Below are 18,623 nucleotides of genomic sequence, written 5' to 3'. Positions count from 1 at the left end.
TCAGTCCTTCCCCAGCGCGCCGGAGCTCCGGAGCGCGGTGATCCTGGTGTCGTCGTAGCCCAGCTCGCGCAGGACGCGGTCGGTGTCGGCACCCATCACGGGTGCGGCGCGGGTCGGGGCCCGGTCGGCGCCGGGCGGGCCCACCCGGACCGCGCTGCGCAGGGTGCGGACCGGGCCGAAGTCGGGGTGCGGGGTCTCGGCGACGAGGTCGCGCTCGACGGTGTGCGGGTCGGTCAGCGCGCCCGCGACGTCGCGGACCGGGGCGCACGGGACCGAGGCCGCGTAGAGCGGGGCGAGCCACTCCGCGACCGTGCGGGTCCGGAACAGCGCCTCCAGCTCGGGCAGCAGCGCGTCGCGGTGCAGGTTGCGGTCGGCGAAGGTCGCGAACCGGGGGTCCTCGGCCAGGTCCGGGCGGCCCAGCACGACGGTGAGCCGCTGCCAGAACTTCTCCTTCGCGCACCCGACGACCAGCCAGCCGTCGGAGGCCTCGAAGGCCTGGAAGGGCACCAGCGAGGGGTGGGCCGACTGCCGGGTGCGCACCGGTTCGAAGCCCGCGGTCAGGTGCCAGGTCCCGGGGTAGGCGAGCAGGCTCACCGCGGTGTCGTAGAGCGAGACGTCGCAGTCGGTGCCGACGCCGTCGCGCCGCGCCCCGTGGATCGCGCCCAGCAGCGAGATCGCGGCGACGTAGCCGCCGCAGTAGTCGACCAGGCTCGGCCCGGTCTTCTGCGGGGCGCCGCCGGGCTCGCCGGTCAGCGACATCCAGCCCGCCAGTGCCTGCAGGACGTAGTCGTAGCCCGGCTCCGCCGAGCGCGGGCCGGTCATCCCGAACCCGGTCAGCGAGCAGCAGACGATCTGCGGGTTGACCTCCTTGAGGTCCTCGTAGCGGATCCCCAGCGTCGCCGGGACGTCGGCGCGCAGGTTGGAGAACACGGCGTCGGCGGTGCGGACCAGGTCGTGGAACACCTCGCGGCCCTCGGGGGTGCGCACGTCGAGGGTGACCGAGGACTTGTCCCGGTTGAAGGACTGGAAGAACAGCGAGTCGCCCGGCGCGGTGTAGGGCGGGATCGCGCGGCCGACGTCACCGCCGACCGACGGGTCCTCGATCTTGATGATCTCCGCGCCCAGCTCGGCGAGGTGCATCGACCCGAACGGGCCGGCGCCGTACTGCTCCAGCGAGACGATCCGGATGTCCTCCAACGGCCGCCGGGTCACGCGCCCTCCACCGTCAGCGGATCCGCGGCCTGCGGGAACAGCGACGACGCCCCGCCCACCTCCCGCTTGTGCACGTAGAAGGTCCGCCGGAAGCTCAGCACCTCGACCGCGTCCTGGTTCAGGGTGCGGGTCCGCACGGTGACGATCCCGGCGGTCGGGCGGGACGATGACTCGCGCTTGTCCAGCACGATCGACTCCGACCAGATGGTGTCCCCGGCGAACACCGGCGCGGTGAGCTTCAGGTCGTCGAGACCCAGGTTGGCGAACGCGTTCTGGGTGGTGTCGGTGACCGACTGGCCCATCGCGATGGAGATCGTCAGCGGGGAGACGACGAGCATCCGGCCGAACTCCGAGGACTCGCCGACCTGGCGGTTGAAGTGCGCCTGGTTGGTGTTCATGGTCAGCAACGTGAACCAGGTGTTGTCGGTCTCGGTGATCGTCCGGCCCAGCGGGTGCTGGTAGACGTCGCCGATCTCGAAGTCCTCGTAGAAGCGTCCCTGCCAGCCCTGCTTGATCGTCACGTGCGTGTCGTCCTTCCGGTGGGTGGTGGTCATCCGCGCTCGATGTCCTCAAGGCGGCGGTTCGTGGTGCGTTCGCCGAACAGGGCCATGACCAGGCCGAGCAGCAGTGCCGCCGCGGCGAGGTAGACGTAGACGGCGGTGAGGCCGAGGCCGGCGAAGGTCGCGGCGACGAGGAGGCCGCCGGCGACCCCGGCGAGCCGGCCGGAGCCGTTCGCGATGCCGGAGCCCAGGCCGCGCAGGTGCAGCGGGAAGACCTCGGCGATGTAGGTGTAGAGGACCGGCACCGTCGCCTGCATGAACATCGCCGCGAGGAAGCCGGTCACCGCGATCGCGACCGGGTGCGTGACCAGGCCGAAGGCGAGCACCAGGCCCGCGGAGAGGGTCTGCAGCACCAGGACGACCGCGCGCCGGTCGAAGCGGTCCACCACCGGCGCCACGAGCAGCGCCCCGGGCACGGCGGCGATCGCGAGGACCGAGGCGAAGGTCAGGCTCTCGGCCGTGGTGTACCCGCGCTCCACGAGCAGCGTCGGCACCCAGGAGCTGAAACCGTAGAACGAGAGGATCAGGAACACGCAGGCCGTCGAGGCGACCACGGTCCGGCGCAGCGTCGCGCCGCGCAGCAGGTCCGACAGCCGTCCCTCGGGCCTCGGGGGGTCGGGGACCGGTTCGGGCAGGTCGGTGCCGAGCTGGGCGCGGGCCTCGTGCTCCATCCGGGCCACGAGCCGTTCGTCGCGGGGGTCGGGGGACCGGCCCTGTGCCGAGCGCCAGCGGACCGACTCGGGGACCGTCCGCCAGGCGACGAGGGCGACGACCGCGCCGAGCGCGCCCACGACGAAGATCCAGCGCCAGGAGCCCGGTCCGAGCGGGACGACGATCCGCGCCAGCCACGCGGCGATCGGGATGCCGGCGAGGCCGACGGCGAGCAGCAGCGCCTGGTACCGGCCCCGCAGCGAGCGCGGGAACATCTCGCTCACCCAGACCAGCAGGACCCCGGTCGTGGCCTGCAGCCCGAACCCGGTCAGCACCCGCAGCACGCCCAGCGACCAGGCGTCCCAGCTCAGCGCGCTCAGCAGCGAGCAGACGGAGAAGAACAGGACGGCCCCGAGCAGGACGGGGCGGCGGCCGTAGCGGTCGGAGAGGCGGCCGCCGACGATCGCCCCGGCGAACATCCCGACGAACGCGGCCGAGGTGACCGCGCCGACCTCCCCGATGGACAGCCCCCACTCGGCCCGCAGCGCGGGCGCGGCGTAGGCGAAGGAGTTGAGGTCCACCAGGTCGAAGACGAACAGCGCACCGAGCACCGCCACCCAGCGGCGGTGTGTCGGGGTGGCGACCGGGATGCGGTCGAGCCGGGCGGCCAGGTCCGTGACGGGGGCCGGAGCGGGCGGCACGCCGGCCGCCTGCCGGTCACCGGGTGGGTCGACGGTCATCGCGTACTCCCCTCGGCGGGCGCCGTCGCCCGCCTTCCGGTCCGCGGGGGCCGACCGGACCCCGCCTCCGCACGGTAAACATCAGACACTTTCAGAAGCAAGACCTTCCAACGGTCACGAGCTGCTAGAAGTGCTCGACCGATGTGTCAGACCTATGCCGTCGGGCGATGGTCCCGGGCAACGCCCGACCGGTACCCTGGAACGGGTCGCGGGACGCGCGGCACGGTGGACGACAGGGCGGCGGCGTGAACATGGGTGCGACCCGGGATCCGCGTGACGGCGTCACCGTGCCGACCGACGCACCGGCGGGGGAGCGGCCCCGCGACGGTCACCGGCCGCCGACGGCGCGGCTGCGGGTCCAGCGGGTCCGTCCCGCCTACCGGCAGGTGGCCGACGAGCTGCGCGCGCAGATCATGCGCGGCGCCCTGCCCGCCGGCACCCGGCTGCCCGCGGAGTCCGAGCTGACCGGCATGTTCGGGGTGAGCCGCTCCACCGTCCGCGAGGCGCTGCGGGTCCTGGCCAGCCAGCACCTGATCGACACCCGGCGCGGGGTGCAGGGCGGCTCGTTCGTCGCCGCGCCGGACCCCGCCCGCCTGGTCGAGGACGTCGGCGGCGCGCTCGGGGTGCTGGTCGCGACGCCGCAGCTCGGCATGGCCGACCTGCTGGAGGCCCGGCTGCTGCTCGAGCCCGCGGCGGCCCGGCTGGCCGCCCAGCGCGCCGCGCCGGAGACGATCGAGGCGCTGCGCGCCGCGGCGGCGGCACCGCGGGACCCGCGCGACCCCAGCGGGTTCGTCGAGCACATGGACTTCCACACCACGGTGCTCATGGCCACCGGCAACCTGATGATCACCATGATGGGCCAGCCGGTGGGCGACGTGCTCCGCACCCGGCTGAACCGGCACGTCGTCGCGGCCGAGCACTGGGCCGAGGTCGACGCCTGCCACGCGACGATCACCGAGCACATCGCCCGGGGCGAGGCGGCGCAGGCCGAGGAGGCCATGCGCAGCCACCTGCTCGACCTGCGCGACATCTACGGCCGCCCGGGAGCGTGGAAGTCCGACTGAGTGCCGCGCACGGCAGGATGGTGGCGTGCGCACCGTCCTCGACCTGCTCCGGCTGCTGGCCGACCGGGCCGACGGCGGTGCCCGCGACGGTGAGCTGGACCGCGTCGTCGCGGAGCTGGCGGCCTCCGAGCCGGAGGCCGGCGCACTGACCCTGCGGGTGCGGGCGGCGATGGACGCCGGGCGCCGCCGGGAGTCCGAGCTCGCCGCGCTGGTCGGCATCGCCCGCGACCTCGCCTCGGAGTCCGACCCCGGCTCGGTGCTGCAGGCGATCGTGCGCCGGGCGCGCGGACTGCTCGGCACCGACGTCGCCTACCTGACCCTGCACGACCCCGAGCGCGGGGACACGTTCATGCGGGTCACCTCCGGATCGGTCTCGCACCGCTTCCAGTCGCTGCGGCTCCCGCTCGGGGCCGGGCTGGGCGGTCTCGTCGCGGCCAGCCGCACCCCGCACTGGACCGGCCGCTACGCGGGCGACGGCCGCTACCGGCACACCGAGGAGATCGACACCGCGGTCGCCGAGGAGGGCATCGTCGGCATCTGCGGCACCCCGCTGCTGGTCGACGACGAGTTCGTCGGCGTCCTGTTCGCCGCCAACCGGTCCGCCCGCCCCTTCACCGCCGAGGACGTCGCCCTGCTCGGCTCGCTGGCCGCGCTCGCCGCGGTGTCGCTGGTGCAGACCCGGCGCCTCGCCGACACCGCCACCACGCTGCGCGAGCTGCGCGGCGCGCACGCCGCGATCGCCGAGGCCGCCGACGCCCACGACCGGTTCGCCGGGGTCGTCCTGGAGGGCGGCGACGTCGGCGACATCGCCGAGGCGCTCGGCAGGCTGCTCGGCGGGTGGGTCGCGGTGCTCGACGGCGACGGCGCCACCGCCGCGGCCCACGGCCCGGTCCCGCCCGGCCTGGACGCCCGCGCCGCGCTGCGCCGCGCCGGGGAGCGCGACGGCGCCGGGCGCCCGGTACCGGTGCCGTGCGCCGGCGGCGTCTGGGTGACCGCGGTGATCGCCGGTGGTCAGCGCCTCGGGACGCTGCTGATCGGCGGGCTCGGTGCCGGGGACCCCCTGACCCCCGGCCAGGTCCGCACCGTGGAGCGGGCGGCGATGGTCACGGCGTTGGTGCTGCTGTTCGCCCAGCGCGCCGACGAGGCCGACCGGCTCGACCGCGCCGACGCCCTCACCGAGCTCCTCGCCGCGTCCGGGGCCCCGCGACCGACGACGCTGACCCGGCTCGCCGCGCTCGGGGTGTCGCCCCGGCGGCCGCACGTGCTGCTGGTCTGCCGCTGCCACCCCGCCCGGCGACGGGCGCTGGCCCGGGAGGCGGCCGCGCTCGGCGGCCGTTCCGGGCTGGTCGGGGAACGGGACGGCGCGGTGGTCGTGCTGCTGCCCGGCACCGACCCGGCCGCGGCCGGTGCCCGGCTCGCGCGTCCGGCGTCGGAGCAGGACCCCGACGGGGCGGTGACGGTCGGCGGCGTCGGCCCGCTGCACCCGGCCGACGGCGCGGACGCCGCGCTGGCCGAGGCCCGTCGCTCGGCGGAGGCGCTGGTCGCGCTGGACCGGGAGGGGGAGTGCGCCTCGGCGTCGGACCTCGGGTTCGCCGGGCTGCTGCTCGGCGAGCGCCCGGACGTCGCCGGGTACGTGCGCGGCATCCTCGGGCCCGTCGCCGAGCACGACGCGCGCCGCGGCAGCGAGCTGCTGCGCACCCTGGAGGCCTACTACGCCGCGGGCGCCAGCCCGACCCGGGCCGCGGCGGCGCTGCACGTGCACGTCAACACCGTGGCCCAGCGGCTCGACCGGGTCGCGTCGCTGCTGGGCCCACGCTGGCAGGACCCGGACCACGGGCTGGAGCTGCAGCTCGCGCTGCGGCTGCACCGGCTGGGCACACCGCGACCGGAGGGGACACCGTGACCGACCGCCGTACCGACCCGACCACCGACTGCAGCACCGACCTCACGGCCGTCGCGGCGGGGCTCGACGCCGAGGACCCGCTCGCCGGGTACCGCGACCGGTTCCTGCCCGCCGACGGCGTCGTCGCCTACCTCGACGGGAACTCCCTCGGCCGCCCGCTGCGGGCGACGGCCGAGCGCATGGAGCGGTTCGTGCGCGCGGACTGGGGCACCCGGCTGATCCGCGGCTGGGACGAGGGCTGGGTCGACCGGCCGCGCAGCCTGGGGGACCGGATCGGGGCGGCCGCGCTCGGCGCCGCGCCGGGGCAGGTCGTCGTCGCCGACTCCACGACCGTGCTGCTCTACAAGCTGGCCCGGGCCGCCGTCGACCACCAGGCGGCCGCGGGGCGCCGCGAGATCGTCGTCGACACCGACAACTTCCCGACCGACCGCTACGTGCTCGAGGGCATCGCCGCCGAGCGCGGCGCGGTCTTGCGGTGGATCACCTCCGACCCGGCCTCGGGCGTCACGCCCGAGCAGGTCGCGGCCGTCGTCGGGCCGGACACGGCGCTGGTGCTGCTGTCCCACGTCGCCTACCGCTCCGGGTTCCTCGCCGACGCGCCCGCGATCACCCGGGCCGCCCACGATGCCGGTGCGCTGGTGCTCTGGGACCTGTCGCACTCGGTCGGGTCGGTCCCGGTCCGGCTCGACGCGTGGGGCGCCGACCTCGCCGTCGGCTGCGGCTACAAGTACCTCAACGGCGGTCCGGGCGCGCCGGCGTTCGGCTACCTCGCCGCCCGGCACACCACGACGCTGCGCCAGCCGATCACCGGCTGGTTCGGCCACCGCGCGCCGTTCGCGATGGGGCCCGGCCACGAGCCGGCGCCCGACGTGCGCGCCCTGCTGTCCGGCACCCCGCCGGTGCTGGCCTCGGTGCCGCTGGAGTGCGGGGTGGAGCTGCTGGCGCAGGCCGGGATCGACGCCGTCCGCGCCAAGTCGGTGCGGCTCACCGGGTTCGCCCTCGACCTCGCCGACACCCTGCTCGCCCCGCACGGCGTCACCGTGGCCTCACCGCGCGACCCGGACCGCCGCGGCGGGCACGTCACGCTGCGCCGCGAGGACTTCGCGCAGGTCAACGCCCGGCTGTGGGAGCGGGGGTCATCCCGGACTTCCGGGCCCCGGACGGCATCCGGATCGGGCTCGCGCCGCTGTCGACCTCGTTCGCCGAGGTCCTCGCCGGGATGACCGCGCTCGCCGAGGAGGTCGCCCGATGAGCGACGACGGCACGAACACCCGGCCGGTCGAGGACGGTGTGGTCCGCGACTTCCGGGAGAACCTGTCCTACGGCGGCTATCTCGACCTCGACCGGGTGCTGGGCGCGCAGCACCCCCGCAGCCGCCCCGAGCACCACGACGAGCTGCTGTTCATCGTCCAGCACCAGACCTCGGAGCTGTGGCTGAAGCTGGTGCTGCACGAGCTGGGCAGCGCCGCCGACGACACGGCCGCCGACGACCTGTCGCTCGCCCTCAAGCGCCTGGCCCGGGTCAAGCACGTGCAGCGCACCCTCATCGAGCAGTGGTCGGTGCTCGCGACGCTGACGCCGTCGGAGTACGTGCAGTTCCGCGGCGCGCTCGGCACCTCGTCGGGGTTCCAGAGCTACCAGTACCGGGCCGTGGAGTTCCTGCTGGGCAACAAGAACGCCGCGATGCTGGAGCTGTTCGCCGACGACGCCGCGGCGCACGCGCTGCTCGACGCGGCGCTGCACCGGCCCAGCCTCTACGACGAGTTCCTGCGCCTGCTCGCCCGCCGCGGGTTCGCCGTCCCCGCCGACCTGCTCGACCGCGACGTCACCCTCGCCCACACCTACCGCGAGGACCTGGTGCCGGTGTTCGCCGAGGTCTACGCCGACCCCGAGACGCACTGGGACCTCTACGAGGCCTGCGAGGAGCTGGTCGACATCGAGGAGAACTTCCAGCTGTGGCGCTTCCGGCACCTCAAGACCGTCGAGCGGACGATCGGGGTGCGGCGGGGGACCGGTGGGTCCAGCGGCCGGGACTTCCTGCGCCGGGCGCTGGACCTCACCTTCTTCCCCGAGCTCTACGCCGTGCGGACGGCGATGTAGCGGGCCCTCACGGCACCTGCGCGCGCCGCCGCGCCGACAGCCCCGACCGGTACTGCCGCGGGATCGCGTGCCCCCGGAAGTCCTGGTCCAGGGCCGCGTTCAGCGTCCAGTACGGGTCCACCAGGTGTGGCCGCGCGATCGCGCACAGGTCCGCCCGGCCGGACGCGATGATCGTGTTCGCGTCCTCCACGCTGGACACCGCGCCGACGGTGATCGTCGGGACGCCGGTCTCCTGACGGATCCGGTCCGCGAACGGCGTCTGGTAGAGCCGCCCGTAGGCCGGCTTCGCCTCGGTGCTGGTCTGGCCGGTGGAGACGTCGACGATGTCCGCGCCGTGCGCACGCAGCATCGGGGCCAGCGCGACCGCGTCGTCGCCGTCGAAGCCGCCGTCGGCGACCCAGTCGGTGGCGCTGATCCGGACGCTGACCGGCTTGTCGGCGGGCCACACCTCGCGGACGGCGTCGAGGATGCGCAGGGCCAGGCGGGCCCGGTTCTCCAGGCTGCCGCCGTAGGAGTCGGTGCGCCGGTTCGACACCGGCGAGAGGAAGCCCGACACCAGGTAGCCGTGCGCGAAGTGCAGCTCGACCAGGTCGAACCCGGCCTCGTCGGCGCGGCGGACCGCCTCGACGTGGTCGGCGACGACCCGGTCCAGGTCGGCCTCGGTCGCCTCGCGCGGGACGGCGCTGTCGGACCGGTAGGGCAGCGGCGACGGCGCCAGGATCTCCCAGTTGCCCTCGTCGAGGGGCTCGTCGATGCCCTCCCACATGACCTTCGTCGAGCCCTTGCGCCCGGCGTGCCCGATCTGCGCGCCGATCCTCGCGTCGGTGTTCTCGTGCACGAACCGCACGACCCGGGCCCAGGCGTCGCGCTGGGCGTCGGTGTAGAGACCGGGGCAGCCGGGGGTGATCCGGCCGTCGGCGGAGGTGCAGATCATCTCGGTCATGACCAGGCCGGCGCCGCCCTGCGCGCGCCCGCCCAGGTGCACCAGGTGCCAGTCGGTCGGCACGCCGTCGACGGCGGAGTACTGCGCCATCGGCGAGACGACGATCCGGTTCGGCAGCGTCATGCCGCGCAGCCGGTAGGGGTGGAACATCGGCGGGGTGCCGGTCTCGACCTCGAGACCCTGGTCGCGGGTCCGGTCGGCGAGCCAGGCGTCGACCCGGCCGACGTAGCCGGCGTCGCGGAGCTTCAGGTTGTCGTAGGTGACCCGCTGCGAGCGGGTGAGCAGCTGGAACACGAACTGCTGGGGGTCCAGGTGCCGGTAGCGGCGGACGCCCTCGAACCACTCCAGGCTGGTCTGCGCGGAGCGCTGCAGCGACTCGACGACCGGCTTGCGGTCCTCCTGGTACGCCTTGAGCGCGGCCTCGACGGTCGGCTCCCGGTCGATCGCGCCGGCCAGGCCGATCGCGTCCTCCAGCGCGAGCTTGGTGCCCGAGCCGATGGAGAAGTGCGCGGTGTGCGCGGCGTCGCCGACCAGCGCGACGTTCCCGGCCCGCCAGGACCCGTTGCGCATGACGGCGAACGACAGCCAGCCGGAGTTGTTGCCGATCAGGCCGTGGCCGTCGAGCAGGTCGGCGAAGACCTCCTCGCAGAACCGCAGGGAGCGCTCGTCGCTCTCGCCGGGCCTCCGCTCGGCGGCGGCGAACCCGGCGAGCCCGGCGCGCTCCCAGGTGTCGGAGTCGGTCTCGACGATGAACGTGGAGCGCTCCCCGTCGAAGGGGTAGATGTGCGCCCAGAACAGCCCGAACTCGGTCTCCACGAACTGGAAGGTGAAGCAGTCGAACGGCCGGGTGGTCGCGAACCAGACGTACTTGGCGGTGCGCCGGTCCAGGCTCGGCCGGAACTCCTCCGACAGGGCCTCGCGGATGCGGGAGTTGACGCCGTCGGCGGCGATGACGAGGTCGTTCTCGCGGCGCAGCGTGTCCAGGTCGGGCGCCTCGGTGCAGTAGCGCACGTCCACGCCCAGCTCCGCGGCGCGCTCGCCGAGGATGCCGAGCAGCCGCTTGCGCTCCAGCGCGGCGAAGGCATGGCCGTCGCTGCGCTCGCGGGCGCCGAGGACGTCGACGTCGATCGCCGACCAGTGCCGGAACTCCGCGGAGATGCGTTCGAGGGACTCCGGGTCGGCCGCCGAGATGTTGTCCAGGGTCTCCTCGGAGAACACGACCCCGAAGCCGAAGGTGTCGTCGGCGCGGTTGCGCTCGTAGACGACCACCTCGCGCGACGGGTCGGTCTTCTTCAGCAGGATGGCGGAGAACAGCCCGCCGGGGCCGCCGCCGACGGACGCGATGGAGTGGGCGCTCACGGGAGGTTCACCAGTCCTTCCTGGACGACCGAGGCCAGCGGGCGGCCGTCGGCGGAGTAGAGGCGGGCGGTGCCGAGCCCGGTGCCGCGGGTGGCGACCGGGGAGGTCTGGACCAGCGCGACCCAGGAGTCCATGCGGCCGTCGTGGTGCCACCACATGGCGTGGTCGAGGCTGGCGGTGACGACGCCGTCGTCGGCCCAGGCGGCGCCGTGGCGGCGCAGGATCGGCTCCAGCAGCGTGTAGTCGCAGACGTAGGCCAGGGCGCTGCGGTGGATCGCCGGGTCGTCGGGCAGCCGTTCCCAGGCCTTCAGCCACACGGTCTGGCGGGCGACCCGCACACCGTCGTGGGTGGTGTAGAGCGCCGACGGGGCGTGCCGGATGTCGAAGGAGCGGTGGTACCGCCAGTACTCGGCGTCGCGGGTGTCCGCGCCGACCAGCACGTCGGCCGTGCTCGGCAGCTCCTCCGGGTCACCCGCCTCCGGGGGCAGGGTGTCGGCGTGCTCGACGGCGCCGTCGACCGGCACCGCGAACTGCGCCATCGCCCGGAAGATCTCCTTGCCGCCCTGCAGGCCGCGGACCGCACGGTGGGAGAAGCCGCGGCCGTCGCGGACGCGCTCGACCTCCCAACGGGTCCGGGTGTGCACGTCGCCCGCGCGCAGGAAGTAGCCGTGCAGGTTCGCGACGCGACGGTCGTCGCCGACGGTGAGGGTCATGGCCCGCTCGGCCTGGGCGACGAGCTCGCCGCCGTAGGCGCGGCCCGACGGGATGACCTGGTGGTGGGCGAGGAACGCGTCGTCCCCGTCCTTGGTCAGGTCCAGCGCCGCGAGCAGCGGGGCGACGGACCTCTCGCTGGTGGAGGGCATCGGAGTGGTCATGCGCGGCGGTACCCCTCGAGGCTCGCGTCGTCGACCTCGGGGAGGTTGACGACGATGTTGTCCGGCGTCCGGCAGGTCAGCCACACCAGTTCCTCGGTGGTCGACATGTTGCCCTCGACGTGCGGCATGAACGGCGGGACGAACACGAAGTCGCCCTCGGTCATCTCGGTCCACTGCTCGTAGTTCTCGCCGTACCAGATCCGGCCGGTGCCCTTGAGCACGTAGCCGCCGGTCTCGGCCTCGCCGTGGTGGTGCGGCAGCGAGCGGTAGCCCGGCTCGTTGGAGACCCGGCCGAACCAGATCCGGGTGGCCGGGGTGTGCTGCGGCGACACGCCCGAGACGCGGACGCAGCCACCGGACTGGCCGGTGCCGGTGTCCTCGGACCCGGCGCGGGTGACGACGGGTACGGCGGACCAGGCGAGCTCGGTGCCGTCCTGCTTGCTCTGCTCACTCATGCGCACTCCTCGAATTCGGTGCCGGTCTTCGGTGTGCCGGTGTTCGCGGTACCGGTCTTCTCGATGCGGATCGGGGTGGTCAGGACGCCGACGCCGGCCAGCGCGACCTCGACGACGTCGCCGTCGGCCAGGAACCACGGCGGGGTCGCCCCGGCGCCGACGCCGGCCGGGGTGCCGGTGAGCACGACGTCGCCGGGGGACAGGCGGGTGAACGCCGAGATGTAGGCGAGCAGGGCGGGCGCGTCGAACACCAGGTCCGCGGTGTCGCCGGACTGCACGACCTCGTCGTTGACCCGGCAGGTCAGCGCGAGCCCGGCGGCGGGGTTCAGCTCGTCGGGGGTGACGAGGACCGGGCCGAGCGGGGTGGTCGCGTCGAACGCCTTGCCCGGGAGCCACTGCCCGGTGTGGTGCTGCCAGGCGCGCACCGACAGGTCGTTCGCCGCGGTGTACCCGGCGACGGCGGCCAGCGCCTCGTCCCGCGTCGCCCGGTGCAGCGGGGCGCCCACGACGACGGCGAGCTCGGCCTCCCAGTCCGGCCGCCCCGCCCAGTCCGGCAGCGTCACGGTGTCGGCGGGGCCGGTGAGGGTGTCGGCGAACTTGGTGAACAGGGTCGGGTGCTCGGGCAGGTCGCGGCCCATCTCGCGGATGTGTCCCGCGTAGTTGTGCCCGCAGCAGACGATCTTCGACGGCCGGGGGACGACCGCGGCGAGGCCGCCGGCAGGGGTGGCGGGGCCCTCCGCGGGGGACGGGGCGGCGACCGCGCGGGCCGTCCGGAGCCCGTCCGGGTCGCGGAGCAGGTCGCCGACGTCGCGGTGGGGTAGCACCACCCACTCCTCGCCGGCGGCGACGGCGGCGACGGTTTCGTCGCCCGACCGCAGGGTCGCCAGACGCATCCCGACCTCCTGATGTGTCGTGTCCTTGACGGTGACCACTGAAACACGATGAACACGGCCTCGGCAAGCGCGCCTGCACGATCTGCGTCATGCGGACAGTGCTCGCGTTTCGTGGCCATGACGTGCTGATCTCGGCTGTGATCGGAGTGCGCGTGGGGCTTGCCCGCTCCGGTGATCGCATGCTCTGATGACTGTCGTCACGTCAGCGATATACGGCTCGTGCCGGGAGAAGGGGACGCCGTGACCGACCAGCCGTTCTGGAACCCCAAGACCGAGCTCATGCCGCGCGCGGAGCTGGTCGAGCTGCAGCTCGCGAAGCTGCGCCGGGTCCTGGCCTGGGCGAAGGACCGCAGCCCGCACTACCGGCGGACCCTCGCCGGCGTCGACCCGGACCGGATCCGCACCCGCGACGACCTCGCCCGCATCCCGTTCCTCACCCGCGAGGAGTGGATGGCCTCGCAGGAGGCGCACCCGCCGTTCGGCGAGCTGCCGGTCACCGGCGCCCACGACGCGATCCGGCTGCACACCACCTCCGGCACCTCCGGGCGCACCCCGCTGCGTGCGCTGGACTCCCGCAAGGACTGGTCCTGGTCGGCGGAGATGTGGTGCTACGCGCTCTGGGGCGCCGGAGTCCGCCCGCACGACGTCGGCTACGTCGCGTTCGGCTACGGCTCGTTCATCGGGTTCTGGGGCCTGCACAACGGGCTGGAGAAGATCGGCGCGCTGACCATCCCGGGCGGCGCGCAGTCCACCGCCCAGCGGGTGCGCCAGATCCACGACTTCGGCGCGACCGTCGTCGCGTCCACCCCGACCTACGCGCTGCGCCTGGCCGCCGAGGCCGAGGAGCTGGGAATCGACCTGGTGAACGGCCCGGTCCGCCGCGTGATCCTCTCCGGTGAGCCCGCCGGGTCCATCCCGGAGACCAAGGCGCTCATCGAGCGGAAGTGGGGCGCGGCGGCCTACGACACCGCGGGCATGACCGAGGTGTCGACGATCGTCATGTTCACCCCGGCCGAGCAGCCCGGCGGCTGCCACGTCATCGAGGACCACCTCCTGGAGGAGGTGATCGACCCGGAGACCGGGCGCGAGGTCGGCTACGGCGAACGCGGCGAGCGGGTCTGCACCTCCTTCGGGCGCTCGACCACCCCGCTGCTGCGCTACCGCACCGCCGACCTGGTCGTGAAGGTCCCCGGCTCCCGGACGACCTCCGGCCGCACCTGGGACCTCTACGAGGGCGGGATCATCGGCCGGGTCGACGACATGAAGCTCGTCCGCGGCACGAACGTCTACCCGGGCGCCGTCGAGGCGATCGTCCGGGGCTTCGACGGGGTCGAGGAGTTCCAGATCCGCATCTCCCGCCCCGGTGACCGCGACGAGATCGAGCTGCTGCTCGAGCCCGCGGCGACCGTGGACGACACCGGGTGGGACCTGCTGTCCGGGCGGGTCGCCGCCGAGCTGGCCGACTCCCACGAGGGCCTGCGCTTCCACGTGCGCCGCGCCGCGACCGGGGAGCTGCCCCGCTTCGAGCTGAAGGCCAAGCGGCTCACCGACCTGCGTCCGGCCGTCTGACCGGGCCCGCCGCCGACCCGACCCGCGAGGAGCCCGCCATGAGTACGACCAGCACCACGACCACCGCGCCGCCCGCCCCGCGTGCCGCCGCCGACCGGGCGACGGACCTGCTCGGCGCCCCGCTCGACGACGCCGAGCAGGCCCTGCTCGACGTCTACGACCGGATCGTCGCCGCGCTGCGCCGCGACGACCTTCCGCCCTGCGTCGCCGCGAACCTGCGCGCCGCGCTCGCCCCGGTCGCCGTCGCCGTCACCGATCTCGGCCTGCGCTTCGAGCACCTGACCGACCTGGGCGTGTAGCCGCGCGGCGCGCTCCGCGCAGCGCCGATCGGACAGCGACCACGCCCACGGGATAGGCGCCACGCGATCCGGTGCCTAGCGTCGGTACCGACGACCACCCCCACCACCACGACCACCACGACGAGAGGACGGCCATGGCCGAACGGTCCTTCGCCGCCGAGGTGCAGAAGCTGCGCGCCGGAGCCGGCGAGACACTGCACGTCGAAGGCATCCTGGCCGTGACGAAGGCGCTGCTGCAGTCCGGCGTCGCCTACGTCGGCGGCTACCAGGGCGCGCCGATCTCGCACCTCATGGACGTCCTCGGCGACTCCCGCGAGATCCTCGACGAGCTCGACGTCCGGTTCGAGAACTCCGCCTCCGAGGCGACGGCCGCGGCCATGCTGGCGGCGTCGGTGCACCACCCGCTGCGCGGCGCGATCACCTTCAAGTCCCCGGTCGGCACGAACGTCGCCTCCGACGCGCTGGCCAACCTCGCCTCCGGCGGGGTCACCGGCGGTGCGCTGGTGATCCTCGGCGAGGACTACGGCGAGGGCTCCTCGATCATGCAGGAGCGGGTGCACGCGTTCGCGATGAAGTCGCAGATGTGGCTGCTCGACCCGCGCGCCAACACCACCGCGATCGTGAACGCGGTCGAGTCCGGGTTCGCGCTGTCCGAGGCGTCGAACACCCCGGTGTTCCTGGAGCTGCGGCTGCGGTCCTGCCACCTGCACGGCGGGTTCGTCGCCAAGGACAACGTGCGGCCGCCGATGACCGTCGCCCAGGCCGCGGACGCCCCGCGGCGCAGCGTCGACCGGATCGTGCTGCCGCCCGCGTCGTTCGCCCACGAGCGCGAGAAGCTGGAGGACCGCTGGCCCCGGGCGGTCGAGTTCATCCGCGAGCACGGTCTCAACGAGCTGTTCCCGGGCGACGGCACCGCCTCCGACGTGGGCATCATCGTCCAGGGCGGGCTGTACAACACGCTGAACCGGTCGATGGAGCTGCTCGGGGCCTCCGACACGCTCGGCCGCACCCGCGTCCCGACCTACGTCATGAACGTGACCTACCCGGTCGTCGACTCCGAGATCGTCGAGTTCTGCTCCGGCAAGCGTGCGGTGATCATGGTCGAGGAGGGGCAGCCCGACTACATCGAGCAGAACCTGCACGCGATCCTGCGCCGCGCCGACGTCCCGACGGTGCTGCACGGCAAGGACATGCTGGCCGCGGGCGGCGAGTACACCGCCCAGGTCATCACCCGCGGCCTGGAGCAGTTCCTCGGCAAGTACGCCCCCGACGTCGTCACCCACCGGCCGTCGCTGCTGCGCGACCCGGCCGACCCGGCGAGCCCGTTCGCGCCGCGGGTCGCCGCCGAGGTCGTGCGCCCGCGCCCGCCGGGCCTGTGCACCGGCTGCCCGGAGCGCCCGATCTTCTCCGGCCTCAAGCTGGCCGAGCGCGAGACCGGGCAGCACCAGATCTCCGCCGACATCGGCTGCCACCTGTTCGCCATCAACGCCCCGTTCGACCTGGGTGCGACGACGATGGGCTACGGCATGGGCGCCGCGGGCTCGGCCGCGCTGGCCGGCGGCGACGCTGAGAAGCGACCGGTGTCGATCATGGGCGACGGCGGGTTCTGGCACAACGGGCTCGTGTCCGGCGTCGGGAACGCCGTGTTCAACAAGTCCGACCAGGTCATGGTGGTCGTCGACAACGACTACGCGGCCGCCACCGGCGGGCAGGACGTGCTGTCCAGCCACGCCGACCTGGAGCGCCGCTCGACCAAGCACCCGATCGAGAAGGCCGCGCGTGGTCTCGGCATCACCAACGCCACCACGATCGACCACACCTACGACGTCGCCAAGGTCCGCGACACCTTCCTGAAGGCGTTCCGCCGCAAGGAACGCGGGCCCGAGCTGCTGGTGATGCAGTCGGAGTGCCAGCTCAACCGGCAGCGCCGCGTGAAGAAGGACCGCGCCGCGAAGCTGAAGCGCGGCGAGCGTGTCGTGCGGGAGCGGTTCGGCGTCGACCCGGAGACCTGCACCGGCGACCACGCCTGCATCCGGATCTCCGGCTGCCCGTCGCTGACGATCACCGACAACCCGGACCCGCTGCGCACCGACCCGATCGCGACCGTGCTCGACTCCTGCGTCGGGTGCGGGGTCTGCGGCAACAACGCCCACGCGGCGGTGCTGTGCCCGTCGTTCTACCGCACCGACGTCGTCGACAACCCCACGGCCGGTGAGCGGGTCCGCGCCCGCCTCCGGTCCTGGTGGATCACCCTCGTCGGGCGCGGCCTCGACCGCCGCGCCGCCCGGATGGAGGCAGCCTGATGCCCACCGTGATGCCCGCACCGGCGGGTCCCACCGGATCCTGGTACACCGGGACCCGCCCGATCACCCTCGCGATCCTCGCGATGGGCGGCGAGGGCGGCGGGGTGCTCGCCGACTGGGTCGTCGCCGTCGCCGAGGCCGCCGGCTACCACGCGCAGACCACCTCGGTCGCCGGCGTCGCCCAGCGGACCGGGGCGACCGTCTACTACGCCGAGCTGCACCCCCCGGTGCCCGGGACCGACTCGGCCGACGGCGCGGGCCGGGCCGAGCCGGTGCTGTCGGTGTTCCCGACGCCCGGCGAGGTCGACGTCGTCGTCGCCTCGGAGCTGATGGAGTGCGGCCGCGCGGTCCAGCGCGGCTTCGCCACCCCCGACCGCACCACGCTGATCACCTCGACCAACCGCGTCTACTCCATCGACGAGAAGATGCACCTCGGCGACGGCCGCGTCGACTCCGCCGAGCTCGTCGCGGCGGCGGGCCGCGCCGCGCAGCACCTGGTCGCCGCGGACTTCGCCGCGATCGCCGAGGAGCACCGCAGCGTGATCTCCGCGGCGCTGTTCGGGGCGCTCGCCGGGTCCGGGGCGCTGCCCTTCTCCCGGGACCGCTTCGAGCAGGCCATCCGCGACGCCGGCAAGGGCGTCGAGCCGAGCCTGGCCGCGTTCGCGGGAGGGTTCGACGCGGCCACCGCCGCGCTCGCGCCCGCCCCGCCCACGCCGCCCGCGCCCCGCGCACCGGCGACGGTCGACATCGCGATCGGCCCGCGGCCCGTCTCCGCCGAGGAGCGCAAGGAGCGCGAGGAGGCGCGGCGCAACGCCGTCGCCGCGACCGACCCGGAGTCACTGGTGGGGGAGGACCTGCGCCCGCTCGCCCGCACCGTCGCCGACCTCCCGGCCGCGGCGCGTTCCACGGTCCTGCACGGGCTCGTGCGGACCGGCGTCTACCAGGACCTCGACTACGCCGCCCGCTACCTCGACCGGGTCCGCGCGTTCGCCGCCGTCGACCCCGACCCGTTCGGCGACGCCCGTCTCACCACCGAGGCGGCCCGGCACCTGGCGCTGTGGATGTGCTACCAGGACACGATCCACGTCGCGCTGCAGAAGACCCGTGCCCGGCGGCTCGAGCGGGTCCGCGACGAGGCCGGGGTGAGCTCGGCGCAGCTGTCCCAGGTGCGCGAGTACCTGCACCCACAGGCCGAGGAGATCACCGACACGCTGCCGTACCGGCTCGGGAAGGTGCTGCGCCGCTCGAAGGCGTTCACCCGCACCGTCGACCGGGTCACCCGCGAGGGCATGGTCCTGAACACCACCTCGGTGACCGGCTACGCGATGCTCGCGACGATGGCGCGGATGCGGCCCCTGCGGCCGCGGTCGCTGCGGTTCGTCGAGGAGCAGAAGGCGATCGAGGCCTGGACCGCGCTCGCGCTCGACACCGTCGCCGCCGACGCGGACCTCGCCGTGGAGATCCTCGTCTGCCAGAAGGTCCTCAAGGGCTACGGCGAGACCTACGCCCACGGCAACGACAGCTTTGCCCTGCTCAGCCAGGCGGCACGGCAGCTGCGCGGCCGTGACGGCGCCGCCGCCACGCTCGCCCGGCTCCGCTCCGCGGCACTGGCCGACGAGGACGGCGCGGCCCTGCGGGCCCAACTGTCCGGGGCCGGCCTGCCCACCACCGTTCCGTCGAGGAAGAGGAAGCACTGA

At 74.1% G+C, this 18,623-nt stretch carries 14 protein-coding genes and 1 pseudogene; 8 read left to right on the top strand and 7 right to left on the bottom strand.

Annotated elements, in window-relative coordinates; all coding sequences use genetic code 11:
* Genes KPL60_RS16465 through KPL60_RS16455 form a run of 3 tightly spaced genes read right to left on the bottom strand, consistent with a single transcriptional unit; the run spans position 1 to position 3,163 of the window.
* Positions 1-1,212: a CaiB/BaiF CoA-transferase family protein gene (locus tag KPL60_RS16465; protein ID WP_226358010.1), complete on the bottom strand. Its 1,212-nt coding sequence runs from the start codon at positions 1,210-1,212 to the stop codon at positions 1-3.
* On the bottom strand, positions 1,209-1,766 hold the full coding sequence (locus tag KPL60_RS16460) for a MaoC family dehydratase (protein WP_226366374.1): 558 nt from the start codon (positions 1,764-1,766) through the stop codon (positions 1,209-1,211). Before KPL60_RS16460 ends, KPL60_RS16465 begins: the two co-directional genes overlap by 4 nt.
* Positions 1,763-3,163 (bottom strand): MFS transporter, encoded by a 1,401-nt coding sequence (locus KPL60_RS16455; RefSeq protein WP_226358008.1) that lies wholly within the window; start codon positions 3,161-3,163, stop codon positions 1,763-1,765. The genes KPL60_RS16460 and KPL60_RS16455 overlap by 4 nt, the downstream gene beginning before the upstream one ends.
* Positions 3,164-3,414: 251 nt before the next feature.
* Here KPL60_RS16455 and KPL60_RS16450 point away from each other — a divergent pair, with 251 nt between their 5' ends.
* The 4 genes and pseudogenes from KPL60_RS16450 to kynA all read left to right on the top strand — a co-directional run bounded on the left by KPL60_RS16450 (position 3,415) and on the right by kynA (position 8,230).
* Entirely contained in the window at positions 3,415-4,227 is an 813-nt protein-coding gene (locus tag KPL60_RS16450) for a FadR/GntR family transcriptional regulator (RefSeq protein ID WP_226366373.1), read from the top strand.
* 25 nt (positions 4,228-4,252) lie between these two features.
* Complete coding sequence (locus KPL60_RS16445) at positions 4,253-6,130, top strand: helix-turn-helix domain-containing protein (RefSeq protein WP_226366372.1); 1,878 nt, start codon at positions 4,253-4,255, stop codon at positions 6,128-6,130.
* 179 nt (positions 6,131-6,309) lie between these two features.
* A pseudogene (locus KPL60_RS16440) lies at positions 6,310-7,382 on the top strand (kynureninase).
* Complete coding sequence (kynA, locus tag KPL60_RS16435; protein WP_226358004.1) at positions 7,379-8,230, top strand: tryptophan 2,3-dioxygenase; 852 nt, start codon at positions 7,379-7,381, stop codon at positions 8,228-8,230. Before KPL60_RS16440 ends, kynA begins: the two are co-directional and overlap by 4 nt.
* 7 nt (positions 8,231-8,237) lie before the next feature.
* Here the strand turns inward: kynA and KPL60_RS16430 are convergent, their stop codons facing one another.
* From KPL60_RS16430 to KPL60_RS16415, 4 genes are read right to left on the bottom strand one after another with little or no spacing between them, the layout of a single operon-like run.
* Entirely contained in the window at positions 8,238-10,532 is a 2,295-nt protein-coding gene (locus tag KPL60_RS16430; RefSeq protein ID WP_226366371.1) for a bifunctional salicylyl-CoA 5-hydroxylase/oxidoreductase, read from the bottom strand.
* A complete protein-coding gene (locus KPL60_RS16425) occupies positions 10,529-11,407 on the bottom strand; it encodes an acyl-CoA thioesterase II (protein WP_226366370.1) in 879 nt (292 codons plus the stop codon). The genes KPL60_RS16430 and KPL60_RS16425 overlap by 4 nt, the downstream gene beginning before the upstream one ends.
* Positions 11,404-11,862: a cupin domain-containing protein gene (locus KPL60_RS16420; protein ID WP_226358001.1), complete on the bottom strand. Its 459-nt coding sequence runs from the start codon at positions 11,860-11,862 to the stop codon at positions 11,404-11,406. Before KPL60_RS16420 ends, KPL60_RS16425 begins: the two co-directional genes overlap by 4 nt.
* Positions 11,859-12,755 (bottom strand): fumarylacetoacetate hydrolase family protein, encoded by an 897-nt coding sequence (locus KPL60_RS16415; protein ID WP_226366369.1) that lies wholly within the window; start codon positions 12,753-12,755, stop codon positions 11,859-11,861. Before KPL60_RS16415 ends, KPL60_RS16420 begins: the two co-directional genes overlap by 4 nt.
* 240 nt (positions 12,756-12,995) lie before the next feature.
* Between KPL60_RS16415 and KPL60_RS16410 the strand changes: the two genes are divergently transcribed.
* From KPL60_RS16410 to KPL60_RS16395, 4 genes are all read left to right on the top strand, one after another.
* The gene (locus KPL60_RS16410; RefSeq protein ID WP_226366368.1) at positions 12,996-14,324 is read left to right on the top strand and encodes a phenylacetate--CoA ligase family protein; all 1,329 of its coding nucleotides are present in this window, start codon (positions 12,996-12,998) and stop codon (positions 14,322-14,324) included.
* A gap of 38 nt (positions 14,325-14,362) precedes the next feature.
* On the top strand, positions 14,363-14,623 hold the full coding sequence (locus tag KPL60_RS16405) for a hypothetical protein (RefSeq protein ID WP_226366367.1): 261 nt from the start codon (positions 14,363-14,365) through the stop codon (positions 14,621-14,623).
* Between the two features lie 134 nt (positions 14,624-14,757).
* Positions 14,758-16,926: an indolepyruvate ferredoxin oxidoreductase subunit alpha gene (locus tag KPL60_RS16400; RefSeq protein WP_226357997.1), complete on the top strand. Its 2,169-nt coding sequence runs from the start codon at positions 14,758-14,760 to the stop codon at positions 16,924-16,926.
* The gene (locus tag KPL60_RS16395) at positions 16,926-18,623 is read left to right on the top strand and encodes an indolepyruvate oxidoreductase subunit beta family protein (protein WP_226357996.1); all 1,698 of its coding nucleotides are present in this window, start codon (positions 16,926-16,928) and stop codon (positions 18,621-18,623) included. The genes KPL60_RS16400 and KPL60_RS16395 overlap by 1 nt, the downstream gene beginning before the upstream one ends.

Origin of the sequence: Pseudonocardia sp. ICBG162 (assembly GCF_020496225.1) — a bacterium.
GTDB lineage: Bacteria > Actinomycetota > Actinomycetes > Mycobacteriales > Pseudonocardiaceae > Pseudonocardia > Pseudonocardia alni.
Note: the sequence above shows the minus strand (reverse complement) of the source record. Positions and strands in the feature narration are given on the sequence as shown.

Coding starts and splice junctions, on each gene's coding strand:
- KPL60_RS16460 (WP_226366374.1), bottom strand. CDS start 1,766: ATGACCACCACCCACCGGAAGGACGACACGCACGTGACGATCAAGCAG.
- KPL60_RS16455 (WP_226358008.1), bottom strand. CDS start 3,163: ATGACCGTCGACCCACCCGGTGACCGGCAGGCGGCCGGCGTGCCGCCC.
- KPL60_RS16450 (WP_226366373.1), top strand. CDS start 3,415: ATGGGTGCGACCCGGGATCCGCGTGACGGCGTCACCGTGCCGACCGAC.
- kynA (WP_226358004.1), top strand. CDS start 7,379: ATGAGCGACGACGGCACGAACACCCGGCCGGTCGAGGACGGTGTGGTC.
- KPL60_RS16425 (WP_226366370.1), bottom strand. CDS start 11,407: ATGACCACTCCGATGCCCTCCACCAGCGAGAGGTCCGTCGCCCCGCTG.
- KPL60_RS16420 (WP_226358001.1), bottom strand. CDS start 11,862: ATGAGTGAGCAGAGCAAGCAGGACGGCACCGAGCTCGCCTGGTCCGCC.
- KPL60_RS16415 (WP_226366369.1), bottom strand. CDS start 12,755: ATGCGTCTGGCGACCCTGCGGTCGGGCGACGAAACCGTCGCCGCCGTC.
- KPL60_RS16405 (WP_226366367.1), top strand. CDS start 14,363: ATGAGTACGACCAGCACCACGACCACCGCGCCGCCCGCCCCGCGTGCC.
- KPL60_RS16400 (WP_226357997.1), top strand. CDS start 14,758: ATGGCCGAACGGTCCTTCGCCGCCGAGGTGCAGAAGCTGCGCGCCGGA.
- KPL60_RS16395 (WP_226357996.1), top strand. CDS start 16,926: ATGCCCACCGTGATGCCCGCACCGGCGGGTCCCACCGGATCCTGGTAC.